Origin of the sequence: Candidatus Thiothrix sulfatifontis (assembly GCA_022828425.1) — a bacterium.
GTDB lineage: Bacteria > Pseudomonadota > Gammaproteobacteria > Thiotrichales > Thiotrichaceae > Thiothrix > Thiothrix sulfatifontis.
Genome location: CP094685.1, coordinates 2,112,132 through 2,130,850, shown reverse-complemented (window position 1 = coordinate 2,130,850; position 18,719 = coordinate 2,112,132). Strand labels below are relative to the sequence as shown.

18 protein-coding genes are annotated in these 18,719 nt (G+C 51.8%); 8 read left to right on the top strand and 10 right to left on the bottom strand.

Features of this window, described 5'->3' with window-relative positions; all coding sequences use genetic code 11:
* Positions 1 to 159: 159 nt before the first annotated feature.
* The 6 genes from L3K52_10910 to L3K52_10885 form a co-directional block, all read right to left on the bottom strand.
* Positions 160 to 1,437 carry a transposase gene (locus L3K52_10910; GenBank protein UOG90711.1) on the bottom strand — a complete coding sequence of 426 codons (1,278 nt, stop codon included), beginning with the start codon at positions 1,435 to 1,437 and terminating at the stop codon, positions 160 to 162.
* 418 nt (positions 1,438 to 1,855) lie between these two features.
* A complete protein-coding gene (locus L3K52_10905) occupies positions 1,856 to 2,557 on the bottom strand; it encodes a c-type cytochrome (GenBank protein UOG90710.1) in 702 nt (233 codons plus the stop codon).
* Complete coding sequence (locus L3K52_10900; GenBank protein ID UOG90709.1) at positions 2,554 to 3,906, bottom strand: NAD(P)/FAD-dependent oxidoreductase; 1,353 nt, start codon at positions 3,904 to 3,906, stop codon at positions 2,554 to 2,556. The genes L3K52_10905 and L3K52_10900 overlap by 4 nt, the downstream gene beginning before the upstream one ends.
* Complete coding sequence (locus L3K52_10895; protein UOG90708.1) at positions 3,903 to 4,394, bottom strand: c-type cytochrome; 492 nt, start codon at positions 4,392 to 4,394, stop codon at positions 3,903 to 3,905. The genes L3K52_10900 and L3K52_10895 overlap by 4 nt, the downstream gene beginning before the upstream one ends.
* Before the next feature lie 10 nt (positions 4,395 to 4,404).
* A complete protein-coding gene (locus tag L3K52_10890) occupies positions 4,405 to 5,628 on the bottom strand; it encodes a hypothetical protein (GenBank protein UOG90707.1) in 1,224 nt (407 codons plus the stop codon).
* A 3-nt stretch (positions 5,629 to 5,631) separates the two neighbouring features.
* Positions 5,632 to 7,029, bottom strand: coding sequence for a cytochrome c (locus tag L3K52_10885; protein ID UOG90706.1), 1,398 nt, complete (start codon positions 7,027 to 7,029; stop codon positions 5,632 to 5,634).
* 288 nt (positions 7,030 to 7,317) lie between these two features.
* Here L3K52_10885 and petA point away from each other — a divergent pair, with 288 nt between their 5' ends.
* Genes petA through L3K52_10860 form a run of 5 tightly spaced genes read left to right on the top strand, consistent with a single transcriptional unit; the run spans position 7,318 to position 10,597 of the window.
* Entirely contained in the window at positions 7,318 to 7,914 is a 597-nt protein-coding gene (gene petA / locus L3K52_10880) for a ubiquinol-cytochrome c reductase iron-sulfur subunit (GenBank protein ID UOG90705.1), read from the top strand.
* Between the two features lie 14 nt (positions 7,915 to 7,928).
* Complete coding sequence (locus L3K52_10875) at positions 7,929 to 8,321, top strand: nitrogen fixation protein (protein UOG90704.1); 393 nt, start codon at positions 7,929 to 7,931, stop codon at positions 8,319 to 8,321.
* Between the two features lie 16 nt (positions 8,322 to 8,337).
* Positions 8,338 to 9,237, top strand: coding sequence for a hypothetical protein (locus tag L3K52_10870; protein UOG90703.1), 900 nt, complete (start codon positions 8,338 to 8,340; stop codon positions 9,235 to 9,237).
* Complete coding sequence (locus tag L3K52_10865; protein UOG90702.1) at positions 9,234 to 10,103, top strand: lysophospholipase; 870 nt, start codon at positions 9,234 to 9,236, stop codon at positions 10,101 to 10,103. Before L3K52_10870 ends, L3K52_10865 begins: the two co-directional genes overlap by 4 nt.
* Positions 10,104 to 10,132: 29 nt before the next feature.
* Positions 10,133 to 10,597: a peroxiredoxin gene (locus L3K52_10860; protein UOG90701.1), complete on the top strand. Its 465-nt coding sequence runs from the start codon at positions 10,133 to 10,135 to the stop codon at positions 10,595 to 10,597.
* A 55-nt stretch (positions 10,598 to 10,652) separates the two neighbouring features.
* On the opposite strand, the gene L3K52_10855 is transcribed toward L3K52_10860, so the two are convergent.
* Genes L3K52_10855 through L3K52_10845 form a run of 3 tightly spaced genes read right to left on the bottom strand, consistent with a single transcriptional unit; the run spans position 10,653 to position 14,428 of the window.
* Positions 10,653 to 11,381 (bottom strand): cytochrome b/b6 domain-containing protein, encoded by a 729-nt coding sequence (locus L3K52_10855; protein ID UOG90700.1) that lies wholly within the window; start codon positions 11,379 to 11,381, stop codon positions 10,653 to 10,655.
* Positions 11,368 to 12,117, bottom strand: coding sequence for a 4Fe-4S dicluster domain-containing protein (locus tag L3K52_10850; GenBank protein ID UOG90699.1), 750 nt, complete (start codon positions 12,115 to 12,117; stop codon positions 11,368 to 11,370). The genes L3K52_10855 and L3K52_10850 overlap by 14 nt, the downstream gene beginning before the upstream one ends.
* Positions 12,118 to 12,127: 10 nt before the next feature.
* Complete coding sequence (locus tag L3K52_10845) at positions 12,128 to 14,428, bottom strand: molybdopterin-dependent oxidoreductase (GenBank protein ID UOG90698.1); 2,301 nt, start codon at positions 14,426 to 14,428, stop codon at positions 12,128 to 12,130.
* A 267-nt stretch (positions 14,429 to 14,695) separates the two neighbouring features.
* Here L3K52_10845 and L3K52_10840 point away from each other — a divergent pair, with 267 nt between their 5' ends.
* The 3 genes from L3K52_10840 to L3K52_10830 all read left to right on the top strand — a co-directional run bounded on the left by L3K52_10840 (position 14,696) and on the right by L3K52_10830 (position 17,836).
* Positions 14,696 to 15,091 (top strand): hypothetical protein, encoded by a 396-nt coding sequence (locus L3K52_10840; protein UOG90697.1) that lies wholly within the window; start codon positions 14,696 to 14,698, stop codon positions 15,089 to 15,091.
* Positions 15,092 to 15,102: 11 nt separating this feature from the next.
* Positions 15,103 to 16,074 (top strand): SLAC1 anion channel family protein, encoded by a 972-nt coding sequence (locus L3K52_10835; protein ID UOG90696.1) that lies wholly within the window; start codon positions 15,103 to 15,105, stop codon positions 16,072 to 16,074.
* A 94-nt stretch (positions 16,075 to 16,168) separates the two neighbouring features.
* Complete coding sequence (locus L3K52_10830) at positions 16,169 to 17,836, top strand: glutamine--tRNA ligase/YqeY domain fusion protein (GenBank protein UOG90695.1); 1,668 nt, start codon at positions 16,169 to 16,171, stop codon at positions 17,834 to 17,836.
* Positions 17,837 to 17,908: 72 nt separating this feature from the next.
* On the opposite strand, the gene L3K52_10825 is transcribed toward L3K52_10830, so the two are convergent.
* The gene (locus L3K52_10825; GenBank protein ID UOG90694.1) at positions 17,909 to 18,604 is read right to left on the bottom strand and encodes a Crp/Fnr family transcriptional regulator; all 696 of its coding nucleotides are present in this window, start codon (positions 18,602 to 18,604) and stop codon (positions 17,909 to 17,911) included.
* Positions 18,605 to 18,719: the final 115 nt, after the last annotated feature.

Below are 18,719 nucleotides of genomic sequence, written 5' to 3'. Positions count from 1 at the left end.
AATTATGTGAATTTCTATATAATTATAGAAAATACTTATTGTATATTTAGCTGCGCACTTCAATCGCGTACTTTTAATCTCTTGGTTTAGGGAGATACATCAATCTCTAGGATGCCAACCGTCAAAGATAAGCAGCTTACGAATCGCTGCAACAGCCCTTCAAGTGAGTAAAACAGTATCAGAATGGAACGAACTTGAAGGTGATGCGGTGTAAGTAAGTCTGCTTGATCGGGTTGTTGAACGTTGGTCTGCCTCTTGGTCGGGACAGACACCTTTTATAATGGAATTTTCAATTTGAGTCCTGCGGAATTTTACGTAGGTTGGTTGCATAGCAACGCCACAGCAATCACACAGTACCTGATACACCTTTTTCAAGTCATTGCTTTCAGATGAAACGCCCTGTTGAACGGACGCTGTACCCAATAGTTCAACGCTAGTCTGGTGGGCTTTTTTCGCTTGCGAACCATAAATCCCATAGTAACGGACAGTGTGGACACCAATCTCAGGTTGATGAATCAGTAACCGCTTCATGAATTCAGGCATGGCTAAACGCAGTGTTTTGTGTTTGCCATCACGATGATCTTTGTACCCAAATTCCACCGCCTGATGACTGACCGACTGAATTTGTTGCGCTTTGATCGGGCTACTACCTAAGTAACGCGACAGGTAAGACAACACACCATTGCCATGCGGGTATTTTTCCTGAATGCGCACACTCCATTCTTTCTTGTACAGCGACTTGTGTGCCAACATCAGGGTTTCCCTGCTGTCATCCTTGGGAATATTCACTGATTCGCTTTGGATGAAGGCTTTTATTCTGGCTTGAAACTTACCCCTATAAAGGGCTTTGGCTACTTTGACGGGAAGCAGGAAGCCATTTTCAACAGCTTTCCATTGTCCGCTTGGGGTTAATCCACCCGCAGTGATTAAGCAATGGATGTGTGGGTGTAAGGTCAATTGCCGTCCCCACGTATGTAGCACCAACATAAAACCGGGCGTGGCATCCAGATAGCTTTTGTGGGTCGCTTGTTTTTCGTTTTTGGCGAGCAACAGGTCTTTTAACGTTTCACTGACCACTTCAAATTGGGTCTGGATAAACCATTTCCGGTTATAACGCCACAACGGGTGGTATTCAGATGGCAGCGTGAATACTAAGTGAAAATGGTCACAGGCAAGCAGGCGGTTCTTTTGGCTATCCAGCCATTCCAGTTGCTTGCGTTTATTGCAAAGGGTGCAGCCACGGTTGCGGCAAGAATGGTAAACCGTCTTTTCTAAACCATCCTCAGCACAACGGTATCGGGTAACGCCTTGCTCTTCCGTGCGGCAACGTATTTGTGATTCAACCGACTTAAGCACCCTAAACGGCTGTTTGTACTTGGCTTTGTAACTGGGGAATTCACTGCTCAGTATTTTCTGAATGATTTTATTGTCAGTCATTGCTTTGTCTCCCGCATCAAAGGAAAGACAATAAAGGCAATTCTGCTGCTATACTCTTGTTTTCAGATGTATTTTCTATCCCACTGACAGACGGCAAACCATCAGCTAAATTGTTTATTTTTTGTTCAACAGTTTATTAGGCGGCGTTCTGGAATATCAGGATAGGAAGCCTGCGCTCAATCAGTGAGCACAGTTCGCAAGTCTTCCGCATAGTCTGGGACTGCGGAGGTGAGTTGCCATGAAACCACGCTACCGCCCTAGCGCGTACACACCAACAGTTGCAAAAACTTTACTCTGATCGTCATCTGAACGAGTGTAAATCATAACGCCGTCGCATGGAATCTGCATTTTTCATACCTAATGATCAACCGCAAAACCTCCCCCTGATACGTGCCAGGAGGAGGAAGCACTAACGAAACTATCGCGTGTGGTAATACGCCGCCAACTGCCGAATTTCTTCATCGGTCAACTTACCGGCAAACTGTGCCATCGACTTGTTCACATCATTATCGCGCTCACCATTTTTATACAGCATCATGGTGCGGATAAACGCTTTTTCCGACTGCCCCGCCAGTGCTGGAGCGGCTTCTTTACCGCCCTGCCCCTTCACCCCGTGGCATGACGCGCACGGTGTCAGCAAGCGCGTCGGGTCGCCCTTACGCACCAGCCGTTCCGCATCCGCGTGCGCTGGGGGTTTAACCGTGGCTTCGTGTGCAGGCAAACTGGCGTAATACGCCGCCACATCCGCCATATCCTGCTGACTCATCGGCTCGACTGCCGCCGTCATCAGCTTGCTGCGCTCATCTTCGCTGCGTAAACCCGACTGATAATCCAACAGCATTTTGTAGGTGTAATCGGTTTTTTGCCCCGCAACGTTTGGCCAATTGCTGGTCGGAGCAACGCCATTTTCACCGTGGCACGACGCACACATCAGTTGCGAATTCAATGCTTTACCACGGGCAATGTCACCCGCTGGCATATCCGCCAACGCTACGCGCAAGGTGGCAGGTTTCCATTTAACCGCATCCGCTACTTCATGCGCGGCATCATTTGCCCACACCCAGCCGGATAGCAACAGGGCAGCACCCACGCCAATGAAGGAAAGTTGTAAAGTTTTCATGCAAAACAGTCCTCCGTGAAGGATTTCAGCCAAGCTTGTTGGTAGACCGCGCCCATGCGAATTTGCGCCGGAGTCGCATCCAGCTTCAAATATCGGCTGAATTTGCCCACCCGCTTGATCTTGTTTTCGGCTTCCGCCAGCTCGAATACGTCGGCGACGAACAGCCCGTAATCCGAACCCGCCAGCGCGTAACACGTATTTTCCCAGCTAGGTGTGGGAATTTCACGCCCTGCCAACGCTTCGACAATCGCACGCGCCACGCTTTTCGCCTGCGTATTCGCCGAAAAACCGGATTTCGGCATCACGTCAGCATGGCAGGCATCGCCAATCACATGCACATGCGGGTGCAGGCTGGATTCGAAGGTTTTGCGGTTATTCGGACACCAGCCTTTTTCGTCGGTCAGCCCCATCGCGGTGGCAATCTTGCCCGCCCGCATCGGCGGTACGATATTGATCACATCCGCCTTGATGTCGCCGCCCTCGGTTTTTAACGTCATTTTTTCAACGTCCAGCGACACGGGTGTGCCGCCATCCGCTTTCGGAATCCAGCTCAGGATACCGGGGTTGCTGTGCTGCTTGATCTCCACACTCGCGGGCATATCCTTGCGGAATTTTTGCGGGATATTGAAACCGTACAAGCGGTTCCAGCCCAGCATCATGGTCTGGTCGGTGACGAATTCGTCTTTCGGGTCAACGATAATGACTTTGGCGGTCGGGTTGTGTTTTTGGCACCATTCCGCCACCAATGCCGGACGCTCGTAAGGCCCCGGCGGGCAACGGTAGGGCGCGGGTGGAACCACCATCAGAAACGTACCGCCCTGTGGCATGGCTTTGAGCTGTTCGCCCAACAACGCGGTTTGCTTACCCGGAATCCAGCCCGAAGTGACTTTAGTGTCGGCAATTTCAGCGGAATAGCCCGGAATCTTGTCGTACAGCAATTCAATCCCCGGCGACACCACCAGCTTGTCGTAGCTGACTTTACGCCCACCTTTCAGACTCACATTGCGCTTGTCGGGGTAGAAGCCGACCACTTCGTCAATGATGACATTCACGCCGTATCTGGATTTGAGCGCGTCGTAAGTCACGTTCAAATCGTCCATTTTAATATGTCCGGTGACAACTTCAGACGAACCGTAAGGGCGGATGTAGACCGGATTTTTTTCAATCACCGTCACTTTAATATTCGGATCAAGCAGTCGCAGGTATTTGGCAGCAGTTGCCCCACCTACCCCACCGCCGATAATGACCACATGCGGTTGCGCCCCCGCAAATGCGCTACGCAAGGGGAATGCGCCCACCAGCGCGGTTGCGCCAAGCAGCCCCAAAAATTCACGTCGATTCAGACTCATGGGGATACCTCCATAAAATAACGTGCCATGTCGCGGATTTGCTGTTCGCTCAAGCCGTTAGCAACCGTGCCCATCAAGGTCGATTGGCGTGCGCCATCGCGGAAATCCAGCATGGTTTTGACGAATTCCTGCTCCGGCATTCCTGCCAGTGGCATGAAGGCTTCGTTTTCCAGCGTGCCGTTCGTGCCGTGACATCCCGCGCAGGTATGGGCGAGGATTTCGCCCGCTTTAGCGGCATGAGCAGGCGCAACCGGCTTGCTTTCCGTGTTGCTGGTCGGTTGCAAATTCGCCATTTCTTCCTGAATCAATTCGCGGATCATCTCGCGTAATTCATCCTTGGAAACGCTGTCGGCGGCTGGCGCGGGTACCGCTACCGTTTTGGACTCCGGCGTTTTTGCAGCTTTCTCGACAACTTTTTTCTCATCCGCTTGGGTGCTGCCGATCATGGTCAGCAGCAACAGCGGGATCAATGCGTATTTCAGTTTCATGCTTGCCCCCTTAGCGCAGCCATACCCACAAACCCGTCACGAAGAATTGCACAATCCATAACGCGATGAGCAGGATAGAAAGATTACCCAAACGTGTAATCGCCGGTGACGGTGTATACACACCTTCGGTTTGCCCGGCTTGCCATGCCACGGTGAGAAAATACGTCAGCACCACACCGCCAACGATCAAAAATGTGCCGAAGAACATTAACGTGCTGTACCAATCCATGTTCACCGGATAATCGAGTGCGTTGTAGCCAAACTGACCAAACAAAATATTCCAGCGCAATACTTCACGTGCCACTGCAATCAGAATCATGGTCACTGCCGCCATCCCAAACAAACCGTAACCGAACAGCGGCGCATTCACGCGGCTACCGATGAGTTTCGGCATAACAGCAGTGAGGGCAATCAGCACGGCTGCCAGCACGACCCAAGGTGAAAATGCAAAACCGGCTTGCGGGGCAGGCAAAGTTACCATCCAACCAATGCCAAAGAACAATGCCACGCCGCCGCCAACGAAGCTCAAGGTCGTCGCCAAGCCGCGCAGCCATTGCAAATAGCCATTATCCACATCAATGCGATGGCTAATGTAATGACGGTAAGCGAACACCCAGCCACTCACTACCAGCACCGACAAGCTGATGAAAAATGCAAAGCGCCACAAGTTATAATCGTGCAACTTGCGCCCTGACGCATCGATTTCACCGTTCGGGGCGTACCATTGCATCCACTGATCCGGCGACAGCATTTGATAAGTCAGCACGTGCATAATGAAACCGACCACCAGCAACAATACCAACGACAGCACCATTGAGCCGGGGCAGATGGTTTTCTGCGTTTCCAGATGGTGATTTTTCGCGTAGAAAAAATACATCAGCAAATAGCCCACGATGAGAATCAGGATAAACCCAATTACCCACCAGGCTGACAGCACATTGGAGGTGTACCAGAACGGGTCATAAATCACCTGCACAAACAGCAACGGCGCAACCCCTAGCACCACCGCGACTGACACCGCAATTTTCGCCACGCCCAACATCGCCGCCGCCAACTGGCGTTTATAAGCCGCTTTCGACAGCGCCCCCCAAATCACCAGACCGGACGCACCCAACATCACTTGCACGGCAATCATGTGCAGGGCAAATGTCAGCACCCCTAAAATCAGGAACAACACAGGGTGCGACGGCACGCCTGCCACATCGCGTAACGCGTATAACATTTCTGCATTCATGGTTTATTTCTCCCCTGCTTGTGCCAATGGCTTGCGGGTAGCGGCATAGTTTTCTGCCACCGTGTCATCTTTCAGTGCGCCGATGTAGACCGCCAAGGCTTCGGCTTCGCTATCGTTCAACGGAATTTTCGGCATGTACAAAGTATTGCCGGTCGTCAATGCGCCCAACAAATAATTCTTAATGTCACCAATATCGGTATTGCCACCGAAGTATTTCGCCAACGGACGAATCCCGGTATCGGTCAAGGAATGGCAGTTAGAGCACGCCGTCATTGCCAACGCATGACCGACTTCACGCGCATTGTCCGGGGTCACTGTCCGTAAGTTTTCTGGCAGAAACACATGGCTTTGCAGAAACCCTTTTTCTTCGAGCAACGGAATCTCTGATTTAATACCCATTCCCGGCACATCGCGTGCAATCACTTGATTGGAATACACGTATTGCCCTGCCACGAAAGGCTTGCGAATCGATTCACGCGCCACTTCTTCAGGCCACAACCCGAACACCAAAATCATCACCGTCATTACACTGGCAATCGCAGGTACAATCACACGCGGCATTACCAAGGTGAATAAGAAGTACCCCAAAATACCGCTCAATACGATCATCAACGCAGGTTGGAAATAATCCGGCAAACGGTTTTCTAAAACGATGTGTGCTTGTTCGGGCAATGTGTGTAAATACCATTGGAATAACAGCGAACCTGCCAAGGTAGACACAATCCCCAGCACCGCCAAGCGGCGCAGCATGGCCTTTTTGAACGCCACTTCCTTAATGCCAGAGGCCACAATCCCACCGACCACAGCGGTCATGGTGAACATGAACGCGGTACGCATCGCCAGTTGCGCAAAGGTATTCGCGCCGTAGAAACCGTTGAGGTAGCCACCTTCGGTAAACCAAATTTCTTTGCCCGGCCACATCATGAAGGACAAAATCCCGATAATGATCAACATCGTGGTGTAAGACGCCAGCCCGAAGATGACCGCGATGCGCATGTGCGTTTTCTGGTCAACCTTGCCAACCAAGTACACCACCATGTACACCCCGACGACTTCAATAACAAAGAACACCCATTCCGCCGCCCACTTCCACACAAAGCTGTGAATCAGTGCCGAAATTCCGCGCGGGCTGGCAACGGTGGTCGAAAACCAAATACCGGGACCTGTGATCGAGCCAATGACATAAGAAAATACCAGCAAAAACAGGCCGTACTTTTTGATGTAATCGAGCAATTCGGGCTTGTCTTGCCGATAAGCCACGACCGCAAGGTACGCAAATACCATTGCTGCGCCCACTGAAGTGTGTGACGCCAATACGTGAATGGTTGAGATGATAGCAACGACCCAACCGCTGCCCACCATTGGCTCTAACCAAGTGGGATATAATCCGAGCATTTCCATGGAAATCTCCTTGTTTTTTAACTAACAACGACACACAGCCGTTGACCCTAAAGCAGTGGGTGGAGATTCTGCCTTTTCCGACAAAAAGGCTTTGAGATTTTTAAAAAATTGAAAAAATCAATTAAAAAACGATGAAATCTAAGATTTGTTGACATATGTCAATCAAAAACGGTGCATTAATAATGCAATTGATTTGCAGTTTCGCAATGCAATCAAGTGATTAACCCATTAACGTTGTGGGTTATCGTCGCTTGAATACCGGCACTCATTTTTAGGAGTTATTGTTACATGACACACACAGACATTAATCAAGGCCGCCGTCGCCTGCTCGTCGCTGCTACCTCGGTCGTCGGTGCAGCGGGTGTGGCGGCAGTCGCCGTCCCCTTTCTCAGCTCATGGTCGCCGAGTGCGCGGGCGTTGGCAGCGGGTGCGCCGGTTGAAATCAACATTAGCAATGTAGAGCCGGGGCAGTTGATCCGAGTCGTTTGGCGCGGCAAGCCGGTGTGGGTAGTGAATCGCACCGAGGAAATGCTGGCAAATTTGCCCGCGAACAATGGCAATTTGCGTGACCCTGCCTCCGCCGTGGTTGAGCAACAACCGACCTATGCGCAAAACGCACACCGTTCGCGTGACCCGAAATACTTGGTATTGGTGGGGATTTGCACCCATCTGGGCTGCTCACCAACGTATCGCCCAGAAGTTGCGCCGGAAGATTTGGGTGCGGAGTGGAGAGGCGGCTGGTATTGCCCCTGCCACGGTTCGCGCTTTGACTTGGCGGGGCGCGTGTACAAGAATGTACCTGCCGCGACGAATCTGGTCGTGCCGCCGTACTATTTCAAAGACGATGCTACTTTGTTGATCGGTGAAGACGGTAACGTGGCTTAAACGAGGATTTCCCCATGAAAGTTGGTTCTTTGAAAATTGGTGTCAGCAGCCAGAATTTCCGCACCATTACCGGACATGCCGGTAAAGGGCGGCGTTTTATGGTGTACGAAACGTATGATGGCAACGAAATACAGGAACTTGAGCGGCTGGATTTGCCCAAGGAAATGGCTTTGCACGAATGGAACGGTCAGGGCGAACACCCCTTGCTTGAACTAGACTATTTAATAACCAGCGGCTGCGGCGAAGGTTTCGTGAGTAAGATGGGCAGCCGGGGTGTGATGGTGCGGGCAACGGCGGAAACGGATCCGGTGACGGCGGTAAAAGCCTTGTTGTCGAATACACTGCCACCGGCAGCGCCGCATGAACACGATCATGAGCATCATCACGATCACGAGCATCACCACTAATTCAGGACTTGTTTACATGGATGTATTAACCCGCTCAGCAACCCTTGCTTGCCTAACCCTCGCCAGCATCACCCCCGCCCACGCCTTGGAATTGCGCTACGGCAGCGGTGATTTCGACATGGGCGCAGCCGCCAAGCCCTTTGTGAGCATGGATACCTCGCTGGAAGTGGATACCTGGACGCTGGCAGAACCGCACCGCAATATCAACGGTTCGCCGCTGTATTACCAATTCCGCGCCGATTATTTCGACTCGGATACCGTCAACCAAATGACCGATCTTGCCAGCCTGCCGCTAACCAGCAGCTTGCCCGTGATCGGTAGCAGTGTCACGGATTTGATTGCGGACAATACCGCAATTCCCGTCCCAGCCGATTACCGCATCCACGGCGTAAACCTTGATGCAGGCGTGGGTTACGATGTGCTGAAAACGGCGCGGGGGCATGTGGGAGTGGGCGTGAATACCGGCGTCAGCACCCCGTTCATGAAAGTGCGCAATGCCCTGCCCGCCGCCAATCTTGCCTTGGATATGTTGGATACCTTTGATACCGAAGTCACTACCTACAAAGCCGGTATCGCGGTGCAAGGCAGCTATCAGGCAACCCCTTGGCTGGAAATGGCGGGCAATGCCTCCCTCAACCACCAAACGGGCGAGATGGATAACGGCTGGGTCGGTTCCGGCATCGACATAGACGGCGCATACCGCACGCTGGAAGTCGAGGCCAAAATCAAACCCGCCAAACTGCTGAATCAGCCGCAACTGAAAAATGCCTTCGTCAGCATCGGGCATAACCGCAGTGACTGGGATTACGACAGTGCCGCCATCAACACGCCCATCGGCAGTGCCAGCGTTCCGGGTATGTTTGATGCGGATTTTGCGCATGACAGTACGTGGATCGGGGCAGGCTACGACTTTTGACATCAGCATTGCTGATCATTGCGGGGATTATTGCCGGAGCAATTGCGCTGTTCATGCTCGGCATCCACTGGGGCTTTCGCGCCCCCCGCCAAATCGAAAACGGCACGCCGCAAGACTTAGGCTTTGCTTTTGAACAAGTGTGGATTCCCAGCGTTGCCAACAAACGCTTATTCGGCTGGTTTTTGCCCGCTGGCAATGCCACACAAACGCTGGTCATCCTTCACGGTTGGGGCAGCAATGCCGAGCTGATGTTGCCCATCGCCGCGCCCTTTCAGCGGGCGGGCTTGAATGTGCTGCTCTTCGATGCCCGCAATCACGGGCAAAGTGACACCCACAGCTTTTCATCCCTACCCCGTTTTGCCGAAGATTTAGAGAGTGCGCTCGCGTGGTTGCACGCCAATCATCCGGCGGCTTGCGGCAAACTGGTATTGTTGGGGCATTCGGTCGGCGCGGGTGCGGTATTGCTGGCAGCGTCGCGGCGCAGCGACATTGCTGCGGTGATTAGCGTTTCGGCGTTTGCGCACCCTGAATGGGTGATGCGCCGTTACCTGCAAACCTTGCACTTACCCCACTTCCTGATTCGCGTCATCAACCGTTATGTGCAATGGGTGATCGGGCATCGCTTTGCGGCGATTGCGCCGCTGAATAGCGTATGCCAGATTGCTTGCCCCATTCTGTTGGTGCACGGGGTAGACGATCAGGTTGTGCCACTCGCCGATGCACATGCCATCGTCAGCCATTGCCCGCAAGCACGTTTAACCCTGCTGGAAATTCCCGACGCGGGTCACGCCTCCGTCGATAAAATCGAGGAACACGCGCCCGCATTGCTGGCTTTTTTACGGGAAGCGGGTTTCAGGCTATCTTAGCGGCTGTTTTATTTTTTGGAGACCCGCTGATGTTACAAGCCAAGCAACCTGCCCCCGCGTTCAGTTCCCCCAATCAGCACGGCACAACCGTGTCACTGGCTGATTTTGCAGGCAAACAACACGTCGTACTGTACTTTTACCCCAAAGACGATACCCCCGGCTGCATCATTGAAGCGAACGAATTCACCGCACTGGCAGCCGAGTTTGCCGCGCATCATGCCGTGGTGATCGGGGTCAGCAAGGATGATTGTGGCAGCCATCAAGCCTTCATCGACAAATTCGGGCTGAAAGTGGAACTGTTGGCGGATACCTCAGGCGAAGTTTGCGCGGCTTATGGCGTGTGGCAGGAAAAGGAAAAGAATGGCGTGAAGAAAATGGGCATTGTGCGTTCTACCTTCGTCATCGACAAAGATGGAACGCTGGTGGAAGCGTTGTATCAGGTCGATCCGAACGGGCACGCGCGAGCGATGTTGGATGTGATCAAACAGCTTTAAGCCCACCTGATGACCCCAACCGTCTGGCTACCGTCGATAGCCAGACAAGCAAACGTCAAACCTTCCCCTCACGCTCCAACTCCGCATACCACAAGGGATTATGGTGCTTGATAAACGCAACTTCCGCCTCGCCCGACTTCATGGTTTCCAGCGATTCCGGCTCTTCCACCACCGCGAAATAGATATGTGCCACCAAGCCCAACAATACCAGCAACACCGCTGCCAAATGAATCACCAACGCCCAGCGGAACACGCCCCCCAAGACCCCCGCTGATGCGGCAAAGTCCAGAAGCATGGGGCTGAGGAACAAATACATCCCCGTCACCGCAATCGCCAGCGAACACGCAATAATCATCGTCCCCAGCAAACGTTGCGCCCCGTTGTAACGCCCTTGCGGTGGCACGCTTTGGTGTTTCAACAAGCCAAATAAATGCGCCAACGTGATCACCATCGAACTCACATCCGCGATAGCTGCCTTAGGCGTTAACACCAGCACATTTTTCAGAAACGGCAATACCACCCGCTTGAAATTCAACAGCGCGTACACGCCAATCACCCCTGCCCACACCATGCCACCGATGCCGTGCAGCAGCACCAGATTGGCATTGCCCCCCAGCAGGTTTTGCAGGAATGTCGGCCAGAATGCCGGAGCAAGGCGCACAAAATCGCCGGAAATAATGCCAAAGCCAGTCAATACCAGCGTCAGCCAGAAAAAAGCGTTGAACCAGTGGATCGCAATCACATCCTTGGTGCGTACCTTAATGGTGGGTTTAGTGCTGCTCATGGCTGCCCTCCTTGTTGCTCACGTCTTGGCGACGGTCGATCAATTTTTTAATACCTGCACCGAGGAATACCGCCATCATCCCGCCGATACCCAGTGTCCCCAGCGGGTTAACGATGTTTTCCATCAGCGTGCCGGACAAATGCCGCTCATTTAGCTTCGGCATCACCGCGTCAGGAATCGCTTTGCCCGCCGTGTAGTAATAATGGTTAGGGCCGATATTGACCTCATCCGTCACCAACTTTTGCCATTCTTTGGCTTTCAGCAATTGGGAAACCGCAGAATTCGGGTCATTGGCATCGCCAAAAATCAGCGCGTGCCCCACACACGTCTCCACGCACGCAGGCTGCAAGCCCTTGTCGATGCGCGGCTGGCAGAACGTGCATTTGCTAATGGTATTCGTCACCGGATTCAGCCACCGCGCGTCATACGGGCAAGCCGGAACGCACAATTCGCAACCGGAACAAATCGCATGATCGACCAGCACAATGCCGTCCTCACGCTTCCAGGATGCACCGGAGGGGCAAACCTCCACGCACGGCGGGTCGTCGCAATGCTGGCAACGACCGGGGAATAATTGCACTTCCGGCAACCCCTTGGCATTGACGTATTCGACTTCCTTCACCCAGTCACGCGAATAACCCAGCGGGGTATCCCATTCCGCACGGCAAGCGACTTCGCACGCCTTGCAGTTAATGCAGCGGGTGGTATCCGCCAACATCACGTATTTTGCAACCATTTCTCGCTCCTCAAACCTTGCGCAACGTCACCATGTTCATACCCATCGACATACTGCCGATGCGCTTTTCACGGTTTTGTGAGGCTAATAATGAATCCGATAAGCCTTTGCCCACGGCAGTGGTCATGCGCTCATCCCAATGACCAAAACCGTGTACCGTGAACACCGTGTCAGGGCGGATACGCGGCGTCACCTTGACTTTAATCGTGCCGCCGCGCCCATCACGCCCGCGAATATCCACGGTATCCCCTTCAACAAGGCCAAGTGCTTGCGCAGGATCAGGGTGCACCCACAAAACGTTTTCGGTCATCAAATAATTCAGCCAGATATTGTCTTGGGTGCGAGCATGGGTATGGAAACCGACACGCCCAAAGGTAAAATGGAATTCACCGGGGTTGGGGCGGGGTTGCTCATCCCAATCCAACGCGCTCTCCATGCCTAGCTCTTTGATCTTGTTAGGAATCACTTCCACCTTGCCGCTAGGGGTCGGGAACACGGACTTCAAACCAAATTCACGCGGGAAATTTACTTTGTCATCGGCAGGCTTTTTAAGAATGCCTTTCTCCTTAAGCTCAGCCAATGAATGCCCGGCTTTTTGCAGGCGATCATCCAACAATGCTTCAATCGACTCGTGCGGGAAATACGCCTCCAAGCCCATGCGTTTGGAGAGTTCCTTGCAAATTTCCCACGAACCTTTGGTGTCGTGTAGCGGTTGCATTGCCGGTTCACGTAACGCCACAAAACCTTCTTTCGCCCCGCCGATTTGCAGGTCATCGTAACGTTCCAAATAGCTGGATTCTGGCAATAAAATATCGGCATACGCATTCATTTCATTGGGCAAAACATCGCACGCCACGTAGAAATCCATGTTCATCAAGCCTTTGCGCACGGTTTCGTAATCGGTGCTGTTGGTGAAACCGTTGCCACCTGCCGTTAGCAAAGCTTTTAGCGGGTAAGGGTCTTGTTCCGCCATGGCTTTCCACATTTCATTGGTCAAACCGTATTCCGGGCTGGCAATCGGCCAACGCCCCGGCACACCGGCGCCGTCTGCGCGTAGAATTTTACCTTCGGTATTCACGCTGAACGGCGTGTGGTTGAAATTGAAATCACCGTGAGTTTCATCGCGTGCAACGTGTGCGTGTGGGAATTCGGGCAATTCAATTTCAGGAATTTTAAAGGTTTGCGGGGTAAACATGCCGCCCTTGCGATCCCAAGTGCCAAACAAAGTATTGATCAGCGACATACTCCAACTGATGCCAAAATCATTGGACGTGCGGGTTAAACGGCGCGGGCTGTACACATGCACTGCGGGGGCGGCAGCGGCCATTTCACGGGTCACGCGGTACACCGTAGCGGCTGGAATCGTGGTAATCGCCTCTTGCCATTCGGGGGTGTAATTGGCGACTCTGGCGCGTAATTCCTCCAAACCCACCACGTATTCCGCCACGAAAGGCTTGTCATACAGCTCTTCTTTGAGCATGACATGGATAATCGCCAGCAAAAATGCATGGTCAGTGAGCGGGCGAATCCCCAACCATTCATCGGCTTTGGAAGCGGTAATGGTGTAACGCGGATCGACATACACCACTTTCGCGCCATTCGCTACCCCGTCCAACCAGCCGAGAGTTTCACCGTTATGCAACGATTCGGTGATATTGCGCCCCATCATCAGGAAGTATTTGCAATTTTCACGGTCGATGGTTTCATTGCCGGTGCAATTGCGTCCAGTAACGAACATTGAGCCAACCGCACGCGGTCCGCAGCACAAACCATACACCGGGCTGGTGGTATTGGGGGTGCCAAAAGCGTGCGCAAGGCGATGATAGGGTTTTTCCCACGTGCCATGACCGATCATCACCAGTGCTTGTGCGCCGTATTTTTCTTTCACCTTGTTGAGTTCGTGCGCTACTTTGTCCAGTGCTTCATCCCACGGGATTGGGCGCCATTGATTTGCACCGCGTTCACCAACGCGTTCTTGTGGCTGTTTCAGGCGATTGGGTGCGAACGCAACTTGAATCCCGGCATTGCCTTTGCCGCACACCACGCCTTTGTTGTAGGGGTGTTCCGGGTTGCCATCGATTTTAAAGGCTTTGCCGTCACGGGTGCGGACTTTCAAACCACAGCGCCAGTAACACATATCGCAGAAGCCCCAGTGTTCTTCGTAGTCTTGAAGGGTTTCCAATTCGTGAGGGGCATGAATACGCGCCTGCGCATCAAGGCTGACAACAGCACTTGAAACGACCGCCGTTCCCATCATGCTTTTAAGGAAAGCGCGGCGTGATGCCTTGCTGGATTGATCTGATTCCTGCACATTAACTCCTACTAGCGCCATACAACAACATTCGTTCGCTTACAGTGATAAAGCATAGTTTGCTTGGCTGACCCCAAATCAGCTTTGATTAATGGCAAGATTTTGCTGGGTATTTATTGACTTACATCATGAAAACTATAATCGTTGCGCAGCAGTGACAGGCGTAATACCTTAGTGCTTTAGTTTGCTATTTTTCAATGCCGAATCACTCCCCAAACCTTAGTATTGACTTACTTTCAGTTTTTTATTTTTTAGAAGGAATCTCCCATGAAGCAAATGATGTTGCAGGAAAAGTACCCAGTTTTCACCATGGAAGTGGGTAAAAATGAAATCGCCCATCACACCATTGATGGCGTTGTTGATTATTTCTTAGCGAAAATCGCCGAACACCCTATTGCTGATTTCATCGCTGTTTTCGATCACTACGCACACACTAAAGCGCTGCCACAAGGCGAAATCAACCCTGACATTATCGCCGCGAAAAATGTCGTATTCTGTTTTGGTACACACCTGCCTAACCCACAAGTGTTAGCAGTGCGCCCCCGCTCCATCGGGATTGCTGAAAAAGTCGATGCTTTTGTCATCAGCTTTATGGAAGCGCCCATGCCACTCGCGAACAATGCGATGGAAGCTTGGGCAAAAGCATTGGTCATCAACGACTGAGGATTGGCATCATGGAGCACACTCCTGCACCACACGGGCGTTTAGCCTTTTTACCCATCTCGTTTTTTTCGGTGGTGATGGGCTTATCCGGTTTGACGATTGCATGGGAAAAAGCCCAGCACGTGTTTCACCGCGATTTAGGTATCAATGTCGGGATGTTAGCGGTGACTGCCAGCATCTTCGGGCTGCTGTTCCTGCTGTATTTGAGTAAGATGTGGCGCTACCCGCACAGTGTCGCGCAGGAGTTGGCACACCCGGTCAAGCTCAGTTTTTTCCCAACCACCTCAATCAGTTTATTGTTGATTGCGACGGCTTTGTACGGAATAAATGCTGAGCTTGCCTTGCCCATTTGGGTAGCGGGAACATTACTGCATCTGGTGTTTACGCTGTATGTCATTAATAAATGGATGCACCATGAACATTTTCAGATTCAGCACATTAACCCAGCGTGGTTTATTCCGGCGGTGGGCAACGTGTTAGTGCCCGTCATTGGCGTGCCGCTCGGTTTTGTGGATGTTTCATGGTTTTTCTTCAGCATCGGCATGTTTTTCTGGCTGATTTTAATGACACTGGTGTTTAACCGCATGATGTTTCATCAAGCAATTGATGCATTCCTAATGCCGAGCTTGTTCATTTTGATTGCACCGCCCGCTGTGGGCTTTATTGCCTACATGCGCTTGGAAAATGAATTGGATGCGTTTGCACGGGTGCTGTATTTCTTTGGATTATTCCTGACGTTGCTGTTATTCAGCCAATTCGGGCGTTTCACCAAACTGAAATTCGGCTTGCCTTGGTGGGCGTATTCGTTCCCGTTAGCAGCAATCACGATTGCCAGCTTTGTTATGTATGAAAAGTCGCAAGCAGCAGCGTATTTGTGGATTGCCAGCGGCTTATTGATAGCCATCACGGTGCTGGTTACGATGTTGATACTGTTGACGCTACGCGCGATATTCCGTAACGACATCTGCAAACCGGGGCATTAAGCACCACCGTGCAAATGGGTAAGCACCGCACTGGACAAGTGCGGTGCTTAATAGTTTAATCCTTGCATTGCAATAATTGACAAGAACTATCCCCATGAGCGAAGAAACCAGCAAACCCCTCAATTTCATTGAACGTATCGTTAAGGAAGACATCGAAAGCGGCAAAGTCACTAGCGTGCGCACCCGCTTCCCCCCCGAACCTAACGGCTATTTGCACATTGGTCACGCCAAATCCATCTGGCTGAACTTCGGTTTGGCACAGAAATTCGGTGGCAAGTGCAACCTGCGCATGGATGACACCAACCCTGAAAAAGAAGACGAAGAATACGTCGAATCCATCAAAGCGGATGTGCAATGGTTGGGTTATCAATGGGATGGCGAGGTGCATTACGCCTCCGACTATTTCGACCAGCTTTACGATTGGGCGGTACACCTGATCAACGCGGGCAAAGCGTTTGTGTGCGATTTGACCGCTGACGAAATGCGGGCATACCGTGGCACACTGACCGAAGCCGGTAAAGAAAGCCCGTTCCGCACCCGTTCTATCGAAGAAAATCTGGATTTGTTTGCGCGGATGCGTGCCGGTGAATTCCCCGATGGCAGCCGCACCTTGCGCGTGAAGATTGACATGGCATCCTCCAATATCAATTTGCGCGACCCGGTGATTTACCGCATTAAACGCGCCACGCATCATCAAACGGGCGACAAGTGGTGCATTTACCCGTCTTACGACTACGCGCACGGGCAAAGTGACGCGATTGAAGGCGTTTCGCACTCGGTGTGTACGCTGGAATTTGAAGTGCATCGCCCGTTGTACGAATGGTTTATCGACAATATTCCCGTACCTGCGACCCCGCACCAGTACGAATTTTCGCGCCTCAATATCAATTACACCGTCACCAGCAAGCGCAAACTCAAGCAATTGGTTGACGAAAAACACGTTGATGGCTGGAATGACCCGCGTATGCCGACCGTTTCGGGGTTGCGCCGTCGCGGTTTTACGCCTAAAGCGATTAACGATTTCTGCGAAATGGCGGGTGTGACTAAGGTGGAAGGCGTGGTTGACCTTGGTATGTTGGAATTCGCCATCCGCGAAGATTTGAACAACATCTCACCGCGTGCCATGTGCGTGTTGCGTCCGCTCAAAGTCACCTTGACCAACTATCCTGATGACCAAGTGGAAACCATGACTGCGCCGGTGCATCCGCAAAATGAGGCGATGGGAACACGCGCCATGCCGTTTTGCCGCGAGATTTTGATTGATCAGGACGATTTCCGCGAAGAAGCCAACAAGCAGTACAAGCGTTTGGTGCTGAGCAAACGGGTACGCCTGCGCAACAGCTACGTGATTGAGGCGGATGAAGCGGTGAAAGATGCCGACGGTAATATTATCGAAGTGCGGGCGCGGGTGATCGAGGATACCGTGGGCAAAGATCCGGCGGATGGCGTGAAAGCCAAGGGCGTGATTCATTGGGTTTCAGCGCGTGATAACGTGGATTGCGAAGTGCGTTTGTATGACCGCTTGTTCAGCGACCCTGCACCGGATGCGGGCGGCAAAAACTTCTTGGAATTCATGAATCCACACAGTTTGGAAATCCTCAATGGCTGCAAAGGCGAAATCGGGCTGGCGCAAGCCACGCTGGAAGACCGCTACCAGTTTGAGCGTGAGGGGTATTTTGTGCTGGATTCCAAGTATTCAGCGGCTGAGAAGCTCGTGTTTAATCGAGTGATTGGCTTGCGGGATACTTGGGAAAAGAAATAATACTAGTGTAACTTTCCCCGGTTATTAATGATCGGGGGATGAATTCGCTAAAATCATTGTTACCAATAGCCGTTAATTATTGGCTAACAATGAAATTTTGTTGCGATCAAGTATTTGAATCGCCTGATGTTTTTCCGCCACCAAACCATCACGTTTCCACTGCGCAAACAAACGGCTAACCGTTTCGATAGTCAGCCCTAACAATTGCGCAATTTCGAGACGGGAAAGCACCAATGGTGTCCATTTGTTCAGGGGTGCAACCGCGCACCATGACAGCAGAAAACTGGCAAGGCGCTCCTGAGAACGTTTTGCCCCCAACTCCAGCAAGCGCTCATCCGCGTGCTGCAATTCCTGAATACAACGCACCATGATCAAACGTTCCACTTCGGGGCGATAAACCCCCAAGGTATTCAGTTTCTCCACGGCAATACGGCAAACACTTGCTTGCTTTAATGGCACGGCACTGTGGTTGTAGCGCACATCAACCAAGCCATCAAAACCAAAGATTTCACCGGCTTTGACAATGCGAATGATTTGATCTTTACCGTTGGCACTGGTTTTAAACAGTTTCACATGACCATCGCGCAATAAGTAAAGGTGCTGGGCGTTGACACCTGCGTGATAAATGGTTTGATTGGCGGTGTAATCAAACGCGTCACTCTCGACGCTTTTTAATACGCGCTGAATGTCTTCGGTTAATTCATTAAAAAAAGCAAACTCATGTACCGGACATTGCGTCAATTGCCCATTGCCTAGCTGCGATTCCATAGTCATTGTTCTCCGTTTACCTATTTCTAATAGTAAAGAGCGCTGATGAATATGCATTGCCATTTATCAAAAATTTAACAGACTCGTCAGCGTCATTACCCCGACCTGGAGTACA